Source organism: Mesorhizobium sp. P3_B5, assembly GCF_056402815.1.
The window spans coordinates 81,856-102,416 of record NZ_JBFUGR010000008.1; the positions used below are offsets into that span (position 1 = coordinate 81,856).

General features: G+C 64.4%; 17 protein-coding genes. All 17 read right to left on the bottom strand.

What is annotated here, in order from left to right:
• Nucleotides 1–4 precede the first annotated feature (4 nt).
• From AC1DVW_RS20545 to tssA, 17 genes are read right to left on the bottom strand one after another with little or no spacing between them, the layout of a single operon-like run.
• Nucleotides 5–1,066: a hypothetical protein gene (locus AC1DVW_RS20545; protein ID WP_477325461.1), complete on the bottom strand. Its 1,062-nt coding sequence runs from the start codon at nucleotides 1,064–1,066 to the stop codon at nucleotides 5–7.
• Nucleotides 1,063–2,112 (bottom strand): DUF4150 domain-containing protein, encoded by a 1,050-nt coding sequence (locus AC1DVW_RS20550; protein WP_477325463.1) that lies wholly within the window; start codon nucleotides 2,110–2,112, stop codon nucleotides 1,063–1,065. Before AC1DVW_RS20550 ends, AC1DVW_RS20545 begins: the two co-directional genes overlap by 4 nt.
• Nucleotides 2,109–3,152, bottom strand: coding sequence for a 3-oxoacyl-ACP synthase (locus AC1DVW_RS20555; RefSeq protein ID WP_477325465.1), 1,044 nt, complete (start codon nucleotides 3,150–3,152; stop codon nucleotides 2,109–2,111). The genes AC1DVW_RS20550 and AC1DVW_RS20555 overlap by 4 nt, the downstream gene beginning before the upstream one ends.
• The gene (locus AC1DVW_RS20560) at nucleotides 3,149–4,252 is read right to left on the bottom strand and encodes a DUF2169 family type VI secretion system accessory protein (protein WP_477325467.1); all 1,104 of its coding nucleotides are present in this window, start codon (nucleotides 4,250–4,252) and stop codon (nucleotides 3,149–3,151) included. The genes AC1DVW_RS20555 and AC1DVW_RS20560 overlap by 4 nt, the downstream gene beginning before the upstream one ends.
• Nucleotides 4,252–4,794 carry a type VI secretion system-associated protein TagF gene (gene tagF, locus AC1DVW_RS20565; RefSeq protein WP_477325469.1) on the bottom strand — a complete coding sequence of 181 codons (543 nt, stop codon included), beginning with the start codon at nucleotides 4,792–4,794 and terminating at the stop codon, nucleotides 4,252–4,254. Before tagF ends, AC1DVW_RS20560 begins: the two co-directional genes overlap by 1 nt.
• Nucleotides 4,776–8,315: a type VI secretion system membrane subunit TssM gene (gene tssM, locus AC1DVW_RS20570; protein ID WP_477325471.1), complete on the bottom strand. Its 3,540-nt coding sequence runs from the start codon at nucleotides 8,313–8,315 to the stop codon at nucleotides 4,776–4,778. The genes tagF and tssM overlap by 19 nt, the downstream gene beginning before the upstream one ends.
• Nucleotide 8,316: 1 nt before the next feature.
• Nucleotides 8,317–9,642: a type IVB secretion system protein IcmH/DotU gene (gene icmH / locus AC1DVW_RS20575; RefSeq protein WP_477325473.1), complete on the bottom strand. Its 1,326-nt coding sequence runs from the start codon at nucleotides 9,640–9,642 to the stop codon at nucleotides 8,317–8,319.
• Between the two features lie 4 nt (nucleotides 9,643–9,646).
• On the bottom strand, nucleotides 9,647–10,981 hold the full coding sequence (tssK, locus tag AC1DVW_RS20580) for a type VI secretion system baseplate subunit TssK (protein ID WP_477315613.1): 1,335 nt from the start codon (nucleotides 10,979–10,981) through the stop codon (nucleotides 9,647–9,649).
• Between the two features lie 39 nt (nucleotides 10,982–11,020).
• Nucleotides 11,021–11,473 carry a type VI secretion system lipoprotein TssJ gene (gene tssJ, locus AC1DVW_RS20585; protein WP_477325475.1) on the bottom strand — a complete coding sequence of 151 codons (453 nt, stop codon included), beginning with the start codon at nucleotides 11,471–11,473 and terminating at the stop codon, nucleotides 11,021–11,023.
• A 3-nt stretch (nucleotides 11,474–11,476) separates the two neighbouring features.
• A complete protein-coding gene (tagH, locus tag AC1DVW_RS20590; protein ID WP_477325477.1) occupies nucleotides 11,477–12,946 on the bottom strand; it encodes a type VI secretion system-associated FHA domain protein TagH in 1,470 nt (489 codons plus the stop codon).
• Nucleotides 12,943–14,010, bottom strand: a complete 1,068-nt coding sequence (gene tssG / locus AC1DVW_RS20595; RefSeq protein WP_477325479.1) for a type VI secretion system baseplate subunit TssG — start codon at nucleotides 14,008–14,010, stop codon at nucleotides 12,943–12,945. Before tssG ends, tagH begins: the two co-directional genes overlap by 4 nt.
• A complete protein-coding gene (tssF, locus tag AC1DVW_RS20600) occupies nucleotides 13,974–15,848 on the bottom strand; it encodes a type VI secretion system baseplate subunit TssF (RefSeq protein WP_477325481.1) in 1,875 nt (624 codons plus the stop codon). Before tssF ends, tssG begins: the two co-directional genes overlap by 37 nt.
• 1 nt (nucleotide 15,849) lies before the next feature.
• Nucleotides 15,850–16,608 (bottom strand): type VI secretion system baseplate subunit TssE, encoded by a 759-nt coding sequence (tssE, locus tag AC1DVW_RS20605; RefSeq protein ID WP_477325710.1) that lies wholly within the window; start codon nucleotides 16,606–16,608, stop codon nucleotides 15,850–15,852.
• On the bottom strand, nucleotides 16,595–17,050 hold the full coding sequence (locus AC1DVW_RS20610; protein WP_477325483.1) for an Hcp family type VI secretion system effector: 456 nt from the start codon (nucleotides 17,048–17,050) through the stop codon (nucleotides 16,595–16,597). Before AC1DVW_RS20610 ends, tssE begins: the two co-directional genes overlap by 14 nt.
• Before the next feature lie 47 nt (nucleotides 17,051–17,097).
• Complete coding sequence (gene tssC / locus AC1DVW_RS20615; protein ID WP_477325485.1) at nucleotides 17,098–18,603, bottom strand: type VI secretion system contractile sheath large subunit; 1,506 nt, start codon at nucleotides 18,601–18,603, stop codon at nucleotides 17,098–17,100.
• 3 nt (nucleotides 18,604–18,606) lie between these two features.
• Nucleotides 18,607–19,143 (bottom strand): type VI secretion system contractile sheath small subunit, encoded by a 537-nt coding sequence (tssB, locus tag AC1DVW_RS20620; RefSeq protein ID WP_477325487.1) that lies wholly within the window; start codon nucleotides 19,141–19,143, stop codon nucleotides 18,607–18,609.
• Between the two features lie 6 nt (nucleotides 19,144–19,149).
• On the bottom strand, nucleotides 19,150–20,316 hold the full coding sequence (tssA, locus tag AC1DVW_RS20625; protein WP_477325489.1) for a type VI secretion system protein TssA: 1,167 nt from the start codon (nucleotides 20,314–20,316) through the stop codon (nucleotides 19,150–19,152).
• Nucleotides 20,317–20,561: the final 245 nt, after the last annotated feature.

A 20,561-nucleotide genomic window follows, 5' to 3' on the forward strand; every position in this document is an offset into this window, starting at 1 on the left:
CCGCTTATCCGTCGTGGCGCACTTCTTCCCATACCTCGTCCGGCAGGTCCATCATGACCCAGGCGTTTTGCTGCCGTTTGGCGACCCCCTTGTGATCGAAATACCAGAGCACGCCATCCGCTACATCAATGAGCAACGGGCTCTGCAGTTCGTCCGGCAAGCCAATCTCCTCTTCCAACTGCAAATCCTTGCCGAGGACATGGATCACCGTATCGCCAAGAAGGTGGGGTCGGCCACCGACAAGGCAGATAGAATAGTAATTCTCGGCGAAGCCCGGCTGCGAGAAATCCTCGAAGCCATCGGGATCTCGGCCTGCGACGATCAGACCACCGCCGCCCGCCGCTAGAAAGCGACCGTCCTCTAGCACGATGACATCCTCAAGATAGGTGTTTCCGGGTAGGTCCACGCCTGTCCAGCGGCGTTTATTCCGCACGTACAGGCAGCCGATTTCGCCTGCCAACTGGGTCTCGAAGCGCTCCTTCGCGGCAAGGTATTGTGGCATCGTGCCTGTCTCTGCGATCCGGTCGAGTTCGGCTTGCTCGGCGGCGGTCGGCTCACGGAAGGCTGCGGCGGTGTTGCCGCATGCCGCCCACTCCCCATTCGCGTTTCGCGCCACGGCCTCGAATGCGTTGTCGCCCAAAGCCTCGTCATCCGAGTCGGCTATTCTTGTCCACGCGTCCCGCGTGTCGCGCAAATAGACTTGCGAGCCGTATCCGCAGGCAATCAGTTCGTCGCCCAATTGCCGAATTTGGCTCATCGAGCCACGGCCCTCTTCGTCGTCGCCGGCGCCCGCCTCCGGAATCTGCTCGCTGGCAAATTGCTGGCCGACGAAGCTGACATCGCCGTCGATGCCGAGGGCCGCGAGCAACGCCCCGTGACGCCAGCCGTCGAGCCTCGTCAGCCACACGAGCGTCGATTCGAAATGCAAATAGTTCCATTCAGGCATGCCCGGCGCTCGGTGGAGCGTAAGCCTGCTGAACTGCGGCCCGTCCTCGAGCAGGCCGGTCGAAATCGCGAAGCCGTCGACGGACAGCGCACAGGCCGCCCAGATGTCATAGTTGCTCATGATATTGTCGTGTTCAGCATTTTGCTCGCCCCCGCCTTGTTCGGAAGTGTACCTGACGTGCGGCCGACCTGGTTCGGCCCAATGTTTGCGGTCTGCCTGGTTACCGCGGCCTTCGCCTTCGCGATGCACGCGGCCGTTGGATTGCCGTTCTTATCCTGCTTGAGGTCGCTGATCGTCTTCTTCGACTCAGCGATAATGTCACCGAGCTTCGCGGTGTTCCAGGTGCCGTTCTTTTTCAAGGCCTCAATATGCGTCTTCTTGGCCCCGCCACGCAGATTGGGCGGTACCTTCTGCCCGAGCTTCTTGAGCGCTGCCCGCTCCTTCTTGTGGATCTTTTTGTGCGCCGACTTGCTGACACAGATACAGACGCCTTTACCGATCGACGGCGCGTTCTTCACGCGCTCGTCGATGTTCCGCTTCTGCTTGCCGAAGGTCCGCGTGATGGTCGAGGCGCCAGACGCCCCGGCGGCGATCGCCTGGTCGCGCGTGCCCGTGCGGTAGGCCTTGTCCGGAACGATATGATGCGCCTCGCCGGGAGGCTTCGCGTTCGCGCAGGCAGCGGCGATGTCATCATAGGAACCGACGAGGCAGTCCGCGTCCTGGCCGGGTTTCAGGTCGGCGGCCGCGACCTTCGGCCAGGGCGGCGCATTGCCGACCGGCGAGGCATGGTTATTCGTTGAGATGTCGCTAAACCGGCTGATCGGCTCTCCGTCCATCTTGACGTTGCCGGACCAAGCTTCGGCGTACTCCTTGCCGGTGTTTTGCGAGCTGACGACGCCCTTTTTCGGCGCACACCCCGCTTCGGTCCCCATGGTCTTGGTGTAGTAGGACTGGTTCTTCTGCGTGACGGTCTTGCCGCCGATCTTGACTGTGCTCGTCCCTTTGTCCGTGTCGGTATCCATGCCGAAGCTTGGGTAGGGAATCGGCACGCCGGGCGGCGTGGCCGGCGTCTGCGGCGGCGTGAAGCAGACATCCGGAAAAGCCGCGATCACCTGATTGGTCTGCGCCTTGCAAGCGATCTCGAGCCCATTCGCGAACACGGTCATGCGGCGACCCGCTTCCGCGGCATCTGGCCCGCGGTCAACAGCATCGCACCGCAGGCACCGTCGTCGCCCGAAGACTCGATCAGCACCGGATCGCCTCGGTCGTAGCCTTTCATGGCAGCGGTGATGGCCATGCCAACTGTGATCGGCACGACAGCGGCTCCGACATTCCCAAGACTTTCAGCCGGGCTCCAGAAGTCCTGGAAACCATGATGGCCTCGGACGAGTCGCAGCGAGGCAATCGCTGCCTGCTTGAAGAAATAGCTCTCGCCGATCAGATCCGAAATCCGGTAACCGACGTCGCGCATGTGCATCCCCGAGGCGTCCAGAGCCATGCGGTAGGCTGCGGTCATGCCGTTGCCGCGGAGAGGAAGATCGGCAGGGTTGTGGACATAGGCCGGCTCGCGGGCTAGGCCGAGGCCGAGGAGGCGCATGGCGCCGCTGCCTGGTCGGGTGCAGAGGATAGCAGCGGCGGCTTCGCCGGGGATGAAGCCATTGGGGTTGTCTGGGGTGAGCAGGCGGCGTTCGGCCAGATAGTGGTCGATGGTCAGTCCCGCCAGGTAGCTGTCGACGCCGCAGATCATCACGTAAGGCACGCTGCGGTCGGCCAGCAGCCGACGGGCCTGGTCGAGTGCGACGTGGCCGGAGGGCCGGCCGTGGGCGACGATTCGCGTTCGGTACGGTGAGGCGATGCCGGTGATCTCGGCGATGCGAGCCGCGAGGCGTGGGGCTTCCGGAGCGAAACGGCCGGGCCGGTCTTCTTCGGCGAGGCAGAGGATGAGCGCTGCAGTGCCATGTGCCTCGGGAACGGGCTCGAAGGCCTCGAGGATGGCCGCGGCAGCCATGTGGGCCAGCCGCTTCTCTCCTGTGAACTTGCGCGGCAGCGGCACTGGGGCGCCGACCAGCCAGCCGCCGCCGGGGCCGACGAAGCGGGTTTCCTGGAAGCCGTCGAGCTTGGCGCGCATCGCGGCGCATGCCGAGGGGGCGTCGAGACCGACCGCGGTCACCATGCCGATCGATACGATGTCGAGCTCGAGTGTCATGCCTCCTCGATTTCTTCTTTCGCGTCAGCACCGTTTGCGCGGACATAGGTTCGCCCGGTCGCTCGTGCGCGCAGCATCGATTGCGTCGGCGGCCCGATCCAGCATTCTGAAAAATCGAGGATCGTGCGCTTGAGCCGCTGCTGCAACCGCCAAACCAGGGAGAATCGTCGATTTTCTGGATCGAACAGGATCGTGTCCGGAGACAGTTCACCGTCGAACACCTTGTCCTGCTCCTTGAACAAGGTCATCTGCAACGCCGTCGCCGGCAGGCGGAAAACCTCCTTGCCCATCGGCGTCAGATTGATCAGCTGCACGTCCTCGCCTCCACGCGGATGGTCGATCTGCTGGTCGGGCGGCGCCATCTGGAAATAGCGCTCATCGAAATCCTCCGGAAGGAACGGAAAGACATTGTCGATCCAGTTCTGGTCGTAGGTGCCGCCAAATTCGATGCGTCCAGGCCAACCGCGGCCCATAGGCCCAAAACTCATCGGCTTGTAGTCGCCAAAGGGTGAGCGAATTTCCTCGCCGACAGCTTGCGTGTTCGGCAACCGCAGGCCGGGGATGAGGCGCTGGTTCTTGGTCCGCGACCAGCCGGTTCCGACCGGGTTGTGCTTGTAGCTGCCGGGGAGCTTGTCCTCCGGATCCAGCCTGTCGACACCACCCCAGGCGACGTCGTAGGAGATAGGCAGTTTCAGGAAGGGCTGTGGCGACGTGGCGGTAAAGAGCGGGCCGATGGAGCGCCATTCCCTGTGGCCGACGACCTCGAACAGTTTCGACCAGTTGCCCACCTTGATACCGACCGGCACGCGCTCGGTCGGTCTGCTGCCCGGCGCATAGGCGCAGCCATTGGCGATCACATCACAACGCGGCTTGCGGAAGGCGAAATCGGTCTCCCATAGCGTGGCCGAGTATCCAGGCTCGCCCGTCTGGATGTCGGCAAAGACGAGCGGCGCCTGCTCGGCGGATTTGCGTACCGGTCCGCCAGCCGTCGTGGGAAAGTCGAACGTGCCTTTGACCACGACGACGATCCACTCATGGCCGGCCTTGTCCATGCCCATGGTGAATTGATGCGGATAGCCCATCTGGTTCCAGATCTGCATCAGCTGGTCTCCCAACTGGCGGCGAAGATCTGCTCCAGCGTCGCTTGCGGCGACTGCGGATCGATGTCGAAAATATCGGAGTAGGCGTTCCACATCACCATGCCGCTGATGAGCTCTTCGCCCGGCTCGAGCACCGGCACCGGCAGTCCGGCAAGTGCTGCGTCGAGTTCGTCGGGCGTCAGCTCGCCATGCTGGGCGGCGACAGCTGCTGCTTCGATGCTGGCAAACCACGCTTCGGCATAAGCCAGCTCGACGGGAGCTTCGGGAAGCGGCGCAACGACGCTCAAGGGGAATTTTCTGCCAACCTTGTCGGCGCTCTGCAAAATGATACCCACCGATGCGCCGAAGGAATCCGGGCCGGCCAGAAAGCGCAGCGCGGTGTCGAGGGGCCAGGATTCCTGGCCAAACAGCGGCACGAGATGCTGCGCCAGCCAGCGATCCCAGTTGCGGACAAACTCGCCCGGCAACCGCCGGGAGACGAAATCGCCGGTGGCGGGCATTTTGCCGTAAAAGCCAGGCAGGATCATATCTGCGGCGGACATGAGAATTTCTTGAACATCTGGAGGTTGTAGGGATTTTCGACGCTGGCGGCCTTCAGCTCGAAGTCGGCGTAGAGGCCCTTCGTCCCCAGGCGCAGGCTGTAGACGTCGGACAGCGAGGTTCCGGTGAACCGGCCGCCCTTCAGCATCCTCAACCAGGCCCAGCTGCCGGTCTCGTTGAGCATGATTTCGGGTGAGCCGTCGATCGGCTGGAAGGCGAGCGAGATGACACCGGTGCCGTCCTTGCCGGGCCAGGTCATCGGCTGCGGCCGCGTCGCGTTGTTGAAGTAGACGAGGTTCTGGCCATCCATGTTGAGCGTCACCCGGGTGACGTTGGGCGACAGGTCCTTCGGCTCCAGCGTGAAGCTCATCACCGGGCCCTGGCCGCCGGGAAAGAGATCGTCGCGGATCCGCCTGGCCTGCTCGAAGGCGGCAAGCGCGGACGGATCGAGACCGAAATCGGCGCGCCATTTCCATGGCTGCGCCGATGTGTCGACATAGCCGATCAAATGGTCGTTGATGAAGGCATCGATCAATCCGGCCGGTCCGAACAGGCGGGCGAAATCTTTGACATTCACATCGACCGCGCTGTCGGGGCTGAACGGATAGCGGTCGTTGAGCGCGGCCTGGCAGAACGGCAGAATGTCGGCGCGCCAGATGGCGTTGAGCTCCGATGCCACCGCCTTCTGCGTCAGGCCGCTGGTGTCGCCGGCGATGCCACCCAGCCAGTCGTCGATCGGATCGGGCAATATCTGCGCCTGCCGGGCAACGGCGCCGGTCAGCTCGGCGAGGCCGCCCTGTTTCTTGATGGCGTCCTGAGGATCCGGATTGGCGGTGACCGTCTGCAACACGTTGGATAGCGCCGTCAGCGCCACCACCGCGGCGTCAAGCGCGGGCGGCTGACCGTCGACCTCGGCAATGGCGCCCTTGAGCGGTTTGAAATGCTCGGCCACCAGCGTGCCGGTCAGGTCCACTTCGCTGGCCGATCCCGTGCGCGGCAGCAGCTTTGCCCCGACTTTGACGATCTTGCCCAGCTTGCCCAGTTTGCCGAGCAGTTTCGAACCGCCTTTGGCGGCGGCCTTGTCGTCTCCCGCTGGCGCTTCATCCGAGCGGGTGAGTTCCGTCTCCTGGACAACTGCCGTCACCAGCCGCTTCAGCGCGGAGTCGGCGCTGGAAAGGTCCTTCAGATTCTCGCTGGCAACGTTGAGGTCGGTCAGCGGCGCCAGCCTCATGTCGCGCAGGAAACTGTCCCATTGCGCGATGTAGTCGTCGTAATAGAGCTTCAGGATATCTTCCGACAGCGCCGACACCGAGGTCTCGGAATTTTCCGAACAGCCGCCGGCAAAGACCGCGCGGTCGAGCGCCGCCTGGGCGGCGACATCCTCGACCCGGTCAAGGATGGCGTCGTGGAAACCAGCATAGGTGAACGCACCGGCAATGCCGACGCGCAGCGTCTTGTCGGAGCGGCGGGCAAACACCTTGGCGCCGTTAGGCCCGGCGAAGTTCGCGGGGATCCACTCCTTCAGTTCGGCGACCTCCGGGTCCGCCAGCAATTGTTTGTAGGCGCGCGCCGGCAGCGAAACCGTGCAAACCGTTTTCAACGCTTCGGCAACCAGCGCCTGGTCAGGCTTGGTGTAGCTGTCATCGACCGCCATGCGGCGGATCGCGGCAAGCTGGTGCTCTTCCGCGTCAGCGGTCGGAAAAGGTGCCGCCGGCGCGAATTCCGGCAAGTCGTTCACCCACCAATTCTGCACGAAATCGGGGTCCATCTGCGACAGGCCGGTCATCATCCGATAGGTCTTCAGCGCGCCCAGCATGAAATCCGGATCGCGGATCTGCCGCCACATCGTCGCCTCGAGCAGTGCCACCATGCGCGGCTCGAGCACGTTGCGCAGCGCATGGTCGTAAGTGTCGGTCTGCGCCCGCACCAGCTCCGCCGAGGCCGAGGGGCCAAACAGATCCTGTGCATTGTCCGGCGGAGCCGTTCGTGCGCTGGCGACCTCGGCCAGCGCATTGAGAGCGCCGTCGATCGCTGGCTGCTCCACCGACGCCGGGCTTGCTGCAGCTGCGGTCAGCGGCGCCTGCAGCGCCACGAACTGGCTTGCCTGGGCGGTGATCGCGTTGCGGTTGTCATAGTAGGACCAGGTGAACACGCCGCCGGCCAGCAAGGCAGCAACGGCGCATGCTGCCGCTGCACCGCGCCAGATCCAGGCGCGGCGGCGCTGCGCCAGCGGGTCGAACGTGCCAAGTCCGGCCTCCTTGAAAATCACCTCGGTCAAAAGGTTCTTCAGGAAGAAGCTGCGCTTTTCGAAACGCGGCGTAGGCATCGAGCGCCGCGCCGGCAGGCCGAAGGAGGAGGCGAGTGCCGCGGTTAGCCGGTCGATCGGCGCGCCTTCCTGTGTCGCCGACGTCAGATAGAGGCCGCGCAGCCAGGCGGCCTCCTCGTAGCGGCTCTCGCCGAACATCGCCTCGACCAGCACCTGGATCGGTTCGGACAGGCTTTGCAGCTGCGCCGGAAAGCGGAAGATCTCGGCTCGCTCGGCGAGCTTGTCTTCGTCTTCCAGACGCGGCACCAGCCGCTTTTCGAGCTCCCTCGACAGCGTCGAGATTTCGCCCGCGATCGTCTTGGCGTCGACGCGCGCGTCGAGCGGGAAGGTCGTTCCCCAGACCTGCTCGCGCGCGGCTGTCGACAGGCCGCCGAAGAAGGCCTCGAAGCCCTTGATGAGATCGGCCTTGGTCAGCATCAGATAGACCGGCAGGCGGATTTCCAGTCGCTCCTCGAGTTCGGCCAGCCGCCGGCGGATCTTGCGGCCATGCGCCTTGACGGCTTCGTCGCCCTCGGAAAGCGCATCGATCCCAAGCGCGACGATGACGCCGTTCAGCGCGCGGCGGCCGCGATGTTTCTTCAACAGGTCGAGGAAGCCCAACCATTCGGCGGCATCGACGTCCGGCTGGCTCTCCTGCTGGACATAGCGGCCGGCAGTGTCGATCATCACCGCGTTTTCGGAGAAGAACCAGTCGCAGTTGCGCGTGCCGCCGATCCCTTGCAGATCATCCGTCAGGTCGATCGGAAAGTTCAGCCCGGACTGCCGTAAAGCCGTTGTCTTGCCGGTGGCCGGCGGGCCGACGATCACATACCACGGCATTTCGCGCAGGAACTTGCGGCCGCCAAGCTTGCGGCGCTTCAGCTCGACCATCACGTCCTGGAATTTGGCACCGACAGCGGCGACGCTCTCTTCGCCGGGGCTCAGCCGTTTTTCCTCCACCGGGGCGGAAATTTCGGCGACGAACATGCGGTTGGCGCGGATCGCGCGGCGTTGCGCGACGATCAGCCAGATCAGCCAGAAGATCACCAGCAGCGCAATGATGACGATGCGCACCGTCTCCGACGCCATCGGCACGTAGTCGCCGACCCTGACGATCGGGCCGAACACCCAGATGATCAGCGACAGCAGCGCGAGACCAATCAGCGTCCACAGGAAGCGAGATGTCAGAACTGCCCAGAGGAAGCGCAGGATGAACATGTCACAGCCTCTTCTCGACCAGCACTTCGAGGCGGCGGTTCAAGGCCCGGCCCTCGCGCGTGCTGTCGTCGGCTACCGGATCGGTGGCAGCCCTGCCTTCGGACTGGACGCGATCCTGCGGCACGCCATTCTGGATCAGCATGTCGGCGATCGCGGCAGCGCGGGCTTCCGACAGCCGCTGATTGGTGGACAGGGGATTGGTCTTCTGCAGCGGAATGCCGTCGGTGTGACCAACCACAGTGATCTTGCCGATCAGTTCCTGGTTCTCGAGGATCACCTTGGCGATCGAAGCGATGAGCGGTTCGAACCCTTCGGTCAGTTGCGCGCGCGACGACTGGAACAGTTCGGGGTTGGAGGCCTGAATGAACAATTTTGCCAGCGAGACGCTCTCGGTGCCTTTGAGAGCCGACCTGAGATCGGCAGGGGCCGCCGCCTGGAATTCCGGCAGCAGCGCAAAATCCACCGTTTGCAGCGGCGGCGGCTCGACCTTGGGCGAGGCGCGGGTGACTTCGCTGCGATTGGGCGGCGGCAGGGCGCGCACCAGCGCCGAAAGCTCCACCGCCTGGCTGCTCAGGCCCATCGATAGCCCGACATGAACCGCCGTGGCGATCACCGCCGCGGCCGCCGCCATCACCCAGATCGGAACGATGAAGCGCTGCGGCTCGTCGGAGGCGATGACACCTTTCCAGTTCGGTGACAGCGGCGCCCCTTCCGCGTCGGTGTCGCGCAGGAAACGTGCGGCGGCGACGCGAACGGCATTGAGCGAGCGGTCGCCGGACCGGCCAGGCACGCGATATTTGCCGCGAAAGCCGAGCGCCATGCAGTGGTACTGCAATTCGAGCATGTCGCGATCCCGGTTGGGATGGCGCTCCAGCTCTTCGAGACGGGCGAAGAACTGCGCGCCGGCATCGACGTCGCCGCGCAGCATGACCACCAGCGGCTGGCGCGGCCATGCGCTGGCGCCGCCCCAGGGCGTGTTCAGTGCCAGGTCATCGAGAAGTGCGGCCACCAGCCAGGCTGCCTGATCGGCCCGTTCAAGCGAAGAGCCGGCCGTCATGGTTGCGTCGCGGCAGCGCACGAGCTCCTCGAGCAGTCTTGTCCGCAGCGCTTCCGGATTCTCCGGCGGCAGCGCGTTTTCCAGTTCTGGTGCAAATTCGAGCAAAGGCGAGAACGCATTGACGAGCACGTTCGGGTGGGCGCGCGCCCGTTTTGGCGCGGCGCCGGACGGCAGCAGCGGCATCGAAGCGCGTGGCGTCGGCGTTCCGCTAAGGCGTATGCGCGTACGCTCGCGATCCTCGGACAGTCCGAAAGGATCGTCGCGGCTCATCATCTCACCTGTTGACCGAGTAGCAGTCGACCTGCGGTTCGCTCGGCAGAACGCCCGAAACGCCGATCACAAAGCCGGGCGCTTCGAGAAGCGAGGCCCAGTGCTCGCTTTTCTGGTCGAGCTCTAGGCAGAGCCGGTCGCCATCATAGGGAATTTCGCGTGGTTGCGAATGCAATGGCTTCAGCGGGATACCCGGCAGCCGCGACTTCCACAGCCCTTCGAATTCGCTGGCCGAGCCGACGGTCGCCTGGTTGACGAATATCTTGCGCAGCGCATCCTCCGACAGCTCGGATCCGATGCGCACGACGATCCGGCTCGCCACCAGAAGCTTGGGGTTGTCGATGCGGATTTTCCAGACATTGGTGGCATGGCGCATGACCGGCAGGGCGCGCGACTTCGGCTCGATGTAGCGCAGGCTGAGGATGAGCGAGCGCAGCGCGTCGGCCAGGGCCGAATAGGCAGGTCCGGGCGCCATGTGGTCGTAAACTGGCAATTCGCCCAGGCGCCGCGCGCTCGAGCCATAGGTCGCCATCGAACCGGCGAGACCGGCAAGTTCCATGTAGACCTCGGACGGATGGTAGACGTCCTGCGCCAGCATATGCGCCAGCCGTGGCCGCGCGGCGTTGACCAGATTGAGGATCAAGAGGTCCTCGACGCTGCGCCCGGGGCCGCCCAGCACCATCTTGCCATGCGCCTCGGCGATCTGATCGAGGCCGGTGACCACCTCCTGCAGCAGCCGGCTGTACCAGGAGGCCGCGCCGATAACCAAGGTCGGCGGCAGGAACGTGTCATCCAGCGCCACTCCGCCGTCGGCGCGAACGCCCTTGATCTCGGCGACGGGCAGGGCTGTGTAGCCGCCAACCGTTTTGCCCGGCGCCAGCAGCACGGCTTGCGGCCGCGCGATCTCGATTTCCTCGGGATCGGAGCCGCCATGCACGGCGTCGCGCACCGAGACGATCCGCCCGCGATAGCGAGCGCCGGATGGCTCGGCGTGCGCAGGGTCGAAGCCGACGCCTTCGGGCGGCTCGAGCGGCAGGGCGATCAGCACCGGTCCCTCGCCCATGTCGGGCGTGATCGCGAGCGGCCGCGGCGCGTCCATCGTGTCGGGGATCGCGAACGGCGTTCCGTCGGGAAAGATGCCGCGCGCCGTCAATACGGAGATCTGGCCGGCGTCGAGCAAGGCCGGGTCGAGCGTCAGCGTTCGAAAGCCGAACGTATGCAGCTGCCCGGCCTGCAACGCGCCGCGCACCGTCGCTTCGAAAAAGCGATCCTGTTGCTGGAAATGCTGGGTCCGCAGGAACAGGCCCTCGGACCACAGCACCCTGTTTGCGTCACTCATGCCGCCACTCTTTGCATCGTATCCCTGCCTTTGGCCGCGCTAGGCGGAAATGCCGCCACTGCCCAGCGTCACATTGACGGTGAATTTCGATCCCGCCGAAACCGATTTGGTCGTGCGCCAGTTGCGTCCGCCGGGTTCGCGGATCAGCGCAACGAAGCCAAGCGCCGTCGCGTCCGGTTCAACCGTGATCGTCTTCGACGCGCTCTTGCCCGGGCCGACGGCGATCTGGTCGGAGCCGATGAGATCGCCTGCAAGTGCCGAGCCGGCGTCGCCTTGCAGGGCGAAGTAGTCGGCCGAATTGAACTTGCCGGTGCTGCGCAGCCGCATGACCAGCACCGTCACCGGCCTATCGCCGCCGCCGGGTCCGGGGTTCATGCCGGCGCCGCCGGTCACCTTGACCGTAATCACCGACGGTTTCGGCGGCCCGCTTTGGCAGGCTGTAAGCAATCCGGTTGCGCCCAGGGCGACGATGAACTCGCGTCTGTCGATCATGTCTTACTCCTCCTCATATGCATCACGAAAATCAGTGCCGATTTCGCCCAGGAAGCGCGTCTCCGCGCTCTGGGCGATTTCACGGTGGCGTTTTTGATAAAGCTCCCACAGCTTGGCGCCGCGCCCGCCGGTCAATAGCGTGCCGATCGCCGAGCTCGATTTCAGCTCCTCTTCGATCGCAGCCGGGTCAAAGCGGTCGATCATCCGGCGCAGCGCCCCCTGCACACCGCGCCAGGCACGAACATGGTGCTGCGCGAGATCGCGCACGGCGTCCGCGATCGCCGCTTCGGCGCCGAGAAATCCGGGGCTGCGATCCGCCAGGATGGTCACCAGGGCGTCGTCGACCGAGGGCAGGAATTTGAGCGGATTGACTTCGGAAGCACCGACCACGGTTTGCGCGACGCGGGCGTTGCCCTTCTCTTCGGCGCGCTTGCGCAGAAGCTGCATCAGGCCTTCCATCATCATGCGATATTCGCGGCCGAACTTCTCCATCTCGGCCACCGCATCGCGACCGGGAAAGTCGGCTTCGTCGATGCCCATGCCGCGCAGGAAGGCCGCGCGCAGTGCCGCATCGGACTGCCCGGCCGGCGGTTGCGCAGCACTGGGCCTGGCAGCGGCGCGTTGCGGCGGCAAGGGAGACGGCTCGACCTTGCGGCCAGGCAAATCCCACGGTGCGGGAGAGGGCGCTCCGGCGGCGATTTCGCTCGCCCCGGCCGAGTCGGTGCCATTGATGGGGGCGGTAATCCCGGCAGGGCCGAAGCCAAAGCCGTCATCGAATGCCGGCCGCTTGTCGGGGGCAGCTTTGCCCACCTCTTTCGGCTCCGGAGTGGCGGGATCGAGGCCGAATGGATCGTCGAACAGCGGCCTGCCGCGCCCGCCATCGTCGACGCCAGCCTTTGGGGCAGGCGTCGCCACTGGGTCGAGGCTGAAGGGATCGTCGAAAGCAGGCGAACTGCGTTGGTCCGAACGCGCGCGTTCGAACGCGCCGGGGGTTGGCTGCTCGAACGGGTTGGGCAGGTCGGCGGGGCGCGGCCGCCCGGGTTCCTGCTCGGTCGTGGCCGAAAAGAAATCGTCGCGGCCGATGCTAACCGGCACCCGCGAGGCCGGTGGCTGCATTTCCGTCGTCGATGCCCTGGAAGCCACCGGCTGGGCTGCTGCCGCTTGCAGGTCGACCCACACGACATAGTCGCCCAGTCTCAGCCGCATGCCGCTTTGCAGGCGCGCCGAATTTCCCGGCCCCAGCGGGCTGTCGGAATCGTTTATGAACAGCCCGCTGCTTGAGGTGTCGGTGACGAAATATCCACCCTGCTTGGCCGTGATCTTGCAGTGGGCGCGGGAAACGAACATGTCGGGATCGTTGATCTGCCAGTCCGCGTCGGAGCTGCGGCCGATCACCAACTCACCTTCGTCCAGCCGAGCCTCTCGCGTCACTTGCGCGCGCGGTCCTTGCTCGAGCGTCAGTAGCAAGCTCATGCCGCCACTCCCGCCGTTTCCGGCCGCCACCCGACAATGGTGCGCAGCCGCATATCGTCAGCATCTCCCCTTTCAGCGGGGCGCGCAAGCCAGGCCGTCCGCGCCAGCTGTACCGTGCCGATCCTGGCCGGCGGCACGGCCTCGCCGGCAAGCACGATCCTGAGGTCGACGTCGAGCGTTTCGCCGACCAGATCGCGCACCGCCTGCTTCAGCAGTTTCAGGCGCTCACCACCCGGCAGGAAAGCCTTGTAGTCCTTGTATCCGAGCGGACCGATGCGAAGTTCGATCCGGCTTTGCCGGCTGAAGCTGCGCGGGCCGATCGTCGCGCTGCGGCCAAGCGAGGCGTAGGCTCCGGCGAGACGGGTCTGCAGTGCCGCGGGTATGGTCATCCAGGCGGCGACGAACTCCTTGAGCACGACCGGCACTTTGAAGGCTTCGGCCAGGAACAGGGTCAGCCGTTCGGGACCGTCGACCTGGCTGGCCAGCGACGCGGCCTGGCGAAGCTTGACCGCATCAAGCTCGGAATCCTGGGTGCCGGGAAGTCCGATGCCGGCCATCGACTGCAGCATGGAGCGGACGCGGCCGCCGACCGCGCGTTCGACCTGCACCGCCGGATGGGCATCCGCCCAGGCGCGGTAGAACAGGGCGATCATCCGGTGTTGCAGGATGTTGACGAAGTCGACGAATGTCGTGTCGCTCGTCTGCAAGGCGTCGGCGCCGCCATACCAGCGCTGCGACAGGCGATCGAGCACCCAGCGCGTTAGATGCAGCGGCATCGGGCCTTCGGGGCCGAGCAGGCCAAGGTTTGCAACCGTGACCCGGGCCGGCGCCTTGTCCGTCGGTTCGAGGAATTCGACCACGTCCTGGACCGAGAAGGCCAGACGCACATGCTGACCGAGCCGTGCCGGCTCGCGGTCCGGCCGGCCGGAATGGCCGAACAGGCCGCCCCGTCGTTCGAGCCGTCGCAGCAGTTCGAAAAAGTCGAACGCTGCGGACAGCGCTTCGGCTTGTTGCGGATCGGGCAGCGCTAGATCAGGTAGCGATTGCCGGGCGTCATCGGCCATGGCACATCCTCCTGTCTCTGGAGCAACCGCGTGCGGGTCCGCACGAACCCGTTTATTCCGGCATGCCGGGCAAACAGCCGCGCCAGCAAGGCGGAAAGCAGCAACGTGCTTTGCCCGGCCAGCACCGACTGGTCGACATGCAGCGTCACTTCGGTGCCGCGTCCGAAGCACATCGGTCCCTCGATCGCCAGCCTTTCGACCACCGCGCGTGAGTCGATGCGCACGATCGAGCGCACATTGCGGGTGAGCCCGGGATCGCCGCGATCGGCGTAGAGATCGAGCAGGGCGTGCAGCGGATCGACACCGCGACCCTCCTTGGCGAGGCTGAGGAAGTTGAGCGCCAGCTGCGACACCAGCCGCCAGGCCAGATCGTCGGCGCGCGACTCGCCCTCGGCGCTCGCCGGCAGTGCCGCCGGGATGGCCGGCTGCGGCGGACGCAAAGCGCCGAGCAGCCGGATCGACTCCACCGGGTCGCCGGCCTCCAGCGTCAAGGTCGGCGTGTCATCGAGGATCGGCAGGTCGCGATTGGTGCACAGTGCCACGATGTCGACGCGCTTGAGCGGCCGGCTTGCCGTACTGCCGACCGGACGTGAGACGGCAAGGAAAACATCGTCGCCGGTGTATGAGGTGCGGGTCACGCCCTGGCGCCGTTCATCCTCGGTTGCCCGGCGCGGACGCCGTTCCGTCGAATACACCCAGCCACTGCCGCGGTTCTGGCCGAGGCTGAAGAGCTCCGGGATCTCGGCGTCGGGACCCTCGGTGTCGGCGTCCTCGACCCGGATGACCCGGTAGATTTCAAAGTCCCGCGCCCGCGTGCGGTCGGCATGCAGCACCTGCCGCGTCTTGCGCGCATCAAGCTCGATGACGTTGCACTCGCGTTCGAACAGATTGATGATCGGCGTCGCGAAAAGTTCGAAATCCTGAGGTGTCAGGTCGGACAGTTCCGGCACCGCGCGCCGGAACACAAAGACGATTTCGAGGCCGGCCTGGCATTTGCGCACGACGGGCTGCAGCCCGGAAACGCGCGCATAATGGAAGCGCTCGGGCATCATGAAATATTCGCGCAACAGCCGGTAGCCTTCGAATGTCGGGCGTGTGCGCGGCATCATCGCCTCGGCATCGCTGATGCCGACCATTTCTGGTGCCGGCAAAGGCGACAATGGATTGGTCTTGCCTTCCGCCCGCGCGCCAAGTGCTGAGCAGGCACCGAAGATGGCGTCGAACAAAAGCGGCGCTTTGGTGCGATTGGCGAAATACAAATCGAGCCGGTCGAGCGCCAGTTCGTCGAGCTTGCCTTTTCCGGTCCGGGCCAGCGTGATGCGCAGCGCCGCTTCGCCGCCCTGCTTTCCGATCGCGCCTATTCCGGCGGCGGCGAGCGCGCTGCGATCCTGGAAATAGCTCACCGAGGTGATCGCTATCGGCCACAGTGTCACCTCCTGCACAGTGGTGAATGTACAGCGCGTCGACAGGCCGGCTTGCAGGCTGGAAACCAGCCGCGTGTCCCGATTGACGACATGGCCGGCAAGCATCGTCTGCACCTGCTGGCCGGGCTTCAGCACCGCCATCGCGGTCGCCGGTGCCGGCGTGACCAGGTCGGGATACAGCACATCCAGGATGCTGCGGGAGAACCGCGAGCGCTCGGCATCGACCTTCAGCCGCGTGCGCGCGGCGAGGAAGGCGACGCCGTCGAGCAGCCGCTCGACATAGGGATCCGGACACGGCACCGTATCCAGCGACAGGTTGCGCGCCACCGCCGGATGCATGTCGGCAAACTCTGCCGCAAGCCCGCGTATGTGGGTCAGTTCTTCCTCGTAATATTCTACGAAGACCCGATCCATCTCAGGCTTCCCTGAACTCGGTTCGCGCCATGCCGTTGTCGAGATTGATCATGGTACGCAGGCGCATGCGTTCCGGTGTCGGCGTCATGATCAGCACGGCGTCGATCTCGATCTTGAGGCCCAATTTGTCGCCAAGGTTCACCGTGACCTTGGTCTCGCTCTCCTTGAGACGCGGCTCGAACGTGGCAAGCACGGCGCGGATCTCGCGCGCCAGCGTCTCGCGATCGAAGTCGCGCGATGAACGGCCCGAGAAGGACGGCACGCCATAATTGACCACGCTGCGGCGTACCTCCGGAAAATCGGCGAGCGATGGAGGATTGTCCCCGATCTGCTCGCTTTCAAGGTCGGACAGCAGCGGCATGGCTTCGAAGCGCTCGGTGTTGAACAGCGCCTCGATGTCGCGCCGCACCGCCTCGCGCAGCACGCTGGCCGAAACCACGATGCCGCGGCTTTCAAGCTCGCCGCGGTGCCGGTTTTGAAACACCAGCCGATGCACCCGTCGTTTCTGATCGGGGCTCAGCGCGGCATCGGCGTCGATCAGCCGCGAACCGTCCGCTAGAAGCTCTTCCAGACGCTCTTCGCCAAGCTCCTCCTGCAAGGCCCGCTTGAGCCCGTCTATCTCCGAGCTCAGGCCGGGCAGGTCGTTGACGAGGCGATCCCAAAGGGAAGGCTGGACCGCCTCGCTCTTGGCCCGTGAACTGCCGCCGGCCTGGGGTCTTTCCGTGCCGGGACGCTTTGCTCGCGTCTCACTTGCCGACATAGACATCCATTTCGGCTTCATCGTTGCCGTCATAGACGAACTTGATCTTCTTGTAGGCGAAGCTGACTTCTTCCTGGATCAGGTCTTCCTCATCCTCGGCCTGCGACATGTCGTATTCCATGACCGAGGCGTCGGTCAGCGTGACGACCAGATAGTCGCTGGTTTCGCCATCGATGGTCCGGCGCGCCGAGAACACCACCTCGTCCAGGGCCTTGTTTTCGAACAGGGCCTTTTTCAGATAGGGCGAGGATTTGTCGTAATGCTTGATGAATTTGATCATGCCCATGGACACGCGGCCACGGCGTGAGAGCGAATTCGGGTCATAGGGTGCGACCATCTTGTAGTCGACGCCATGGATTTCGATCTCGTCTTCATGGCCGTCGCGAGTGCTGGGACCTTTGATATCCGGAACCTTCAGAAAACCATCAATCTTTACAGGCATTGTCTTTCTCCACCGCTTTCAAAAAAACCAACTGTCATTTCTGCAAATCAAGTCTTCACGGACGGTAGTTCCGACACCAGCCGGAGCGAGGCGTTGATGCCTTCCAGCTGGTAATGCGGACGCAGGTAGAAGCGGGCATTGTAGTAGCCTGGCCGGCCTTCCACGCTGTCCACCTGCACCTCGGCGGCGGCAAGCGGGCGCTTGGCGCGCGCCTTGTCGTCGGCGAAGGCCGGGTTGGCCAGCACGTAGCGGTTGATCCACTCGGTCAGCCAGATCTGCATGTCGGACCGCTCCTTGAACGAGCCGACCTTGTCGCGCGCAATCGCCTTTAGGTAATGCGCGAAGCGCGAGACCGGGAACAGATAGGGCAGGTTGGCGCTCAGCCGCTCGTTGGACTGGGCATCGGGATCGACCAGCCGTCCCGCCCGCGTCTCATCATCCTGCAGCGAATGGGCGCCGATGAAGGCCGCGAGATCGGTGTTCTTGCGATGCAGGATGGGCATCAGGCCAAGCTTGGCCAATTCCGCCTCGCGCCGGTCGTCGATGGCGACTTCGGTCGGACATTTCATCGCGATCGACCCGTCATCGGTCGGGAAGCTGTGCACCGGCAGGTTGAGAACCGTGCCGCCATTCTCGACGCCGCGGATCTGGGTGCCCCAGCCATAGAGCTTGTGGCTGCGGTTGATGTTGACGCCCATCGGGAAGGCGGCATTCATCCAGACGTATTTGTGGTGATCGCCCTGCACTTCTTCCTCGAAGGAGAAGCCCTTCACCGGGACCGTATCCGCGCCATAGGGCAACCGCGCCAGAACGCGCGGCATGGTCAGGCCGATATAGCGCGCGTCCTCGCTCTCGCGCAGCGACTGCCACGAAGCATAGGCCGGGTTGGAGACGATCTGCTGCAGGTCTTGCGGGTTGGGCAGTTCCTGCCAGCTGTCCATGCGGAACAGGCGTGGCGAGGCGGCCGCGATGAACGGCGTATGCGCCGAGGCGCAGATGCCCGAGATGTTGCGCAGCAGGCCGACGTCGCGCGGGTGGTTCGAGAATTCGTAGGCGCCGATCACGCAGCCGATCGGTTCGCCGCCGAGCATCGAATATTCATCGGTGTAGACCTTTTTGAAGATTGGGCTCTGGTCCCACATCTGGCCTTCATAGTCTTCGAGCGTATCGGCCAGCTGCTCCTTGGAAATGTTCATCACCCGGATCTTCAGCTTCTGATCCGTCTCGGTGTTGTTGACGAGATACCACAGGCCGCGCCATGTGCCTTCCATCTCGCGCACTTCCGGCGCGTGCATGATCTCGTTGACCTGGGTCGTCAGCATCTTGTCGATGCCTGCGATCAGCGACTTGATCGACTTGATCGAGTTGGACGAAATGGTCGTCGTCTCGGAGCGCGACTGTGCCGCCAGTGCTAGATTGCGCACCAGTTGCTGCAGCTTCTCGCTGTCGTCCTTCTTGACCTTGAAGTCCTTCTCCAGCAGTTGGCTGAATTCACCGAGGTCGACGGCTTCGGCCTCGCCGACGGCTGCTGCGGTCTTTTGCTGTTCGGCCATGGTCTATTCCTCACCCTTGTCGTCGGCCAGCGCCTGGCTGGCGATCTGGCCGAGCAGCGGCTGGTTGTTCAGCAACTGGGCGATGCGCTTTTCGGCATCGACGCGGCCGTCCATGAAGCCGAGCAATTCTTCCAGCTGGCGCCGCATCTTGAGGATCTCGGCCAGTTGCGGAACCTGTTCGGCGATCTTGTCGGGTGCGAAATCGCCCATCTTGGTGAAGGTCAGATCAAGCGCCAGTTCTTCGTCCCGCTCGGCGCCCTCGGCCTGCGGCAGCGTGTTCTTGACGCGGGCTTTGACGCGCGGCCCGAGCGCCTCCATGAATTTGGGGAAGCGGTTGGCGTCTGTCTCGACGAAGGAGCGGTCCAGAACCGTCTTCGACGCTTCCCTGGTCTGCGATGCGCCCGACAGGTCGGCCATCACGCCCATGACGAACGGCAGTTCGATCGTCGTCGGGCTGCCGTAGGTTTCGACATCGTAGGCGATCTGCACACGCGGTGCGCGATTTCGCTCGATGACCTTTGCTTTGCTTTCGGCTGGCATGTGTTGCTACCTTTCATCCTTCTGGGCGGTCTTCTTGGCATCGGGAACGCCGGCGAGCAGCCGGAATTCCTTCAGCCCCGACGGGGCGAGATCTTCCATCAGTTCAACGAAATCCATGTGCACCATCCGGCGCACCCGGCGGGCTAGATGCGGGATCGGGCTCGACGGCTCGGTGCGGTCGTAGAAGGCGACGACAAGGTCGAGGCATTTCACCACGTCGTCGCGCGAGGAAATCGCGTCGGGGAGCCCCGCACTCGGTTCCGCGTAACTTGCCATTGTCTCGGCTCCATGACCGTTTCGGACCGGCGGTCCCGGATCCGCCGGGGCGGGCACTGGCTTGGCTGCGCCATTCGTCACTGTCTCCGCTGCCGAATACCGTTCGAGGGTCGTCAGCAAACGCTGCAGAAACCGCTTTAATTCCGGAACGGCGCTGCCACTGCCGTCCAGGCGAACATTGAGCGCTGTGTCGACCGCATCGAGCGCCGCGATCGCGGCCTGGGCGTCGGCAATCAGCGACGTCATCTCGGCGCTGGCCTGGTCCGCCTGCGCCGCGCAGCCGCTGCGCACCCGGTTCAAAAGCTGCCCGTGCGCGGCGACCAGCGCTGCCTTTTCGGCATTGTTCAATCCCGAAGCTGCTTCCTGCAGCATGACGCGGTCGTCGAGCGCGCCTTGTTCCAGGTCGCGCCCGCTGATCGGTCCGACCGTGCGCGGCGAAAAGAATGTCATTTGCCGCAGGTTTGCCAGCAACCCGTCCTGGCCATTCTGCAGGTCGAGCAGCGCGTTGATGCGGCGCAAGGCGGCGTCGCGTGGCGCGGTGCTGGGCCGCAATGCCGGGTGCATGGTTTCCCAATGCGCATCGAAGGTCTGCGCAATAAGGGTCAGGCCCTGGGCGAGCCCGGCCAGCCCTTGCTCATTGGCCAGCGCGCGGGTGACGATGACAAGCAGGCGCAGGTCGCGGCCATGCGAACGCAACTCCTCGGCCTTGCCAAGCACGGCAGGCCAGTCGACCGGAACCGTCGATTGCGCTGCGGGCTTGTTGCGGCCGTCATGGACGACCTTGATCTGCGGCTCGGTGAGGCGCTCCAGCTCATGAAAGGCCGGATCGTTGCGCAAGTCCGCCCCTGACGGGTTTTCACCGTCGAGCGGATTAAGCCAGAGTGCGAGATCAATCACACTTTACCCCCAGCGACCGGCCCTGAAACCGTATGTGACCCAACGTTATCACACCGTTGCACTTTACCACAATTCAGCGACTGCCCAAAACATTAACGGAAGCTGACGCGACCGTATCTTGAGTGCCAAAACCCGTGGCCTGATTGCCGAACCCTGTATGTGAAATGCCTCGCATAGAGGCGAGCAATTCCGTGGTTGTTTGCAGTCAGGGGTGCGGGACTTTCCACAAACGGAAGAAACCGGCT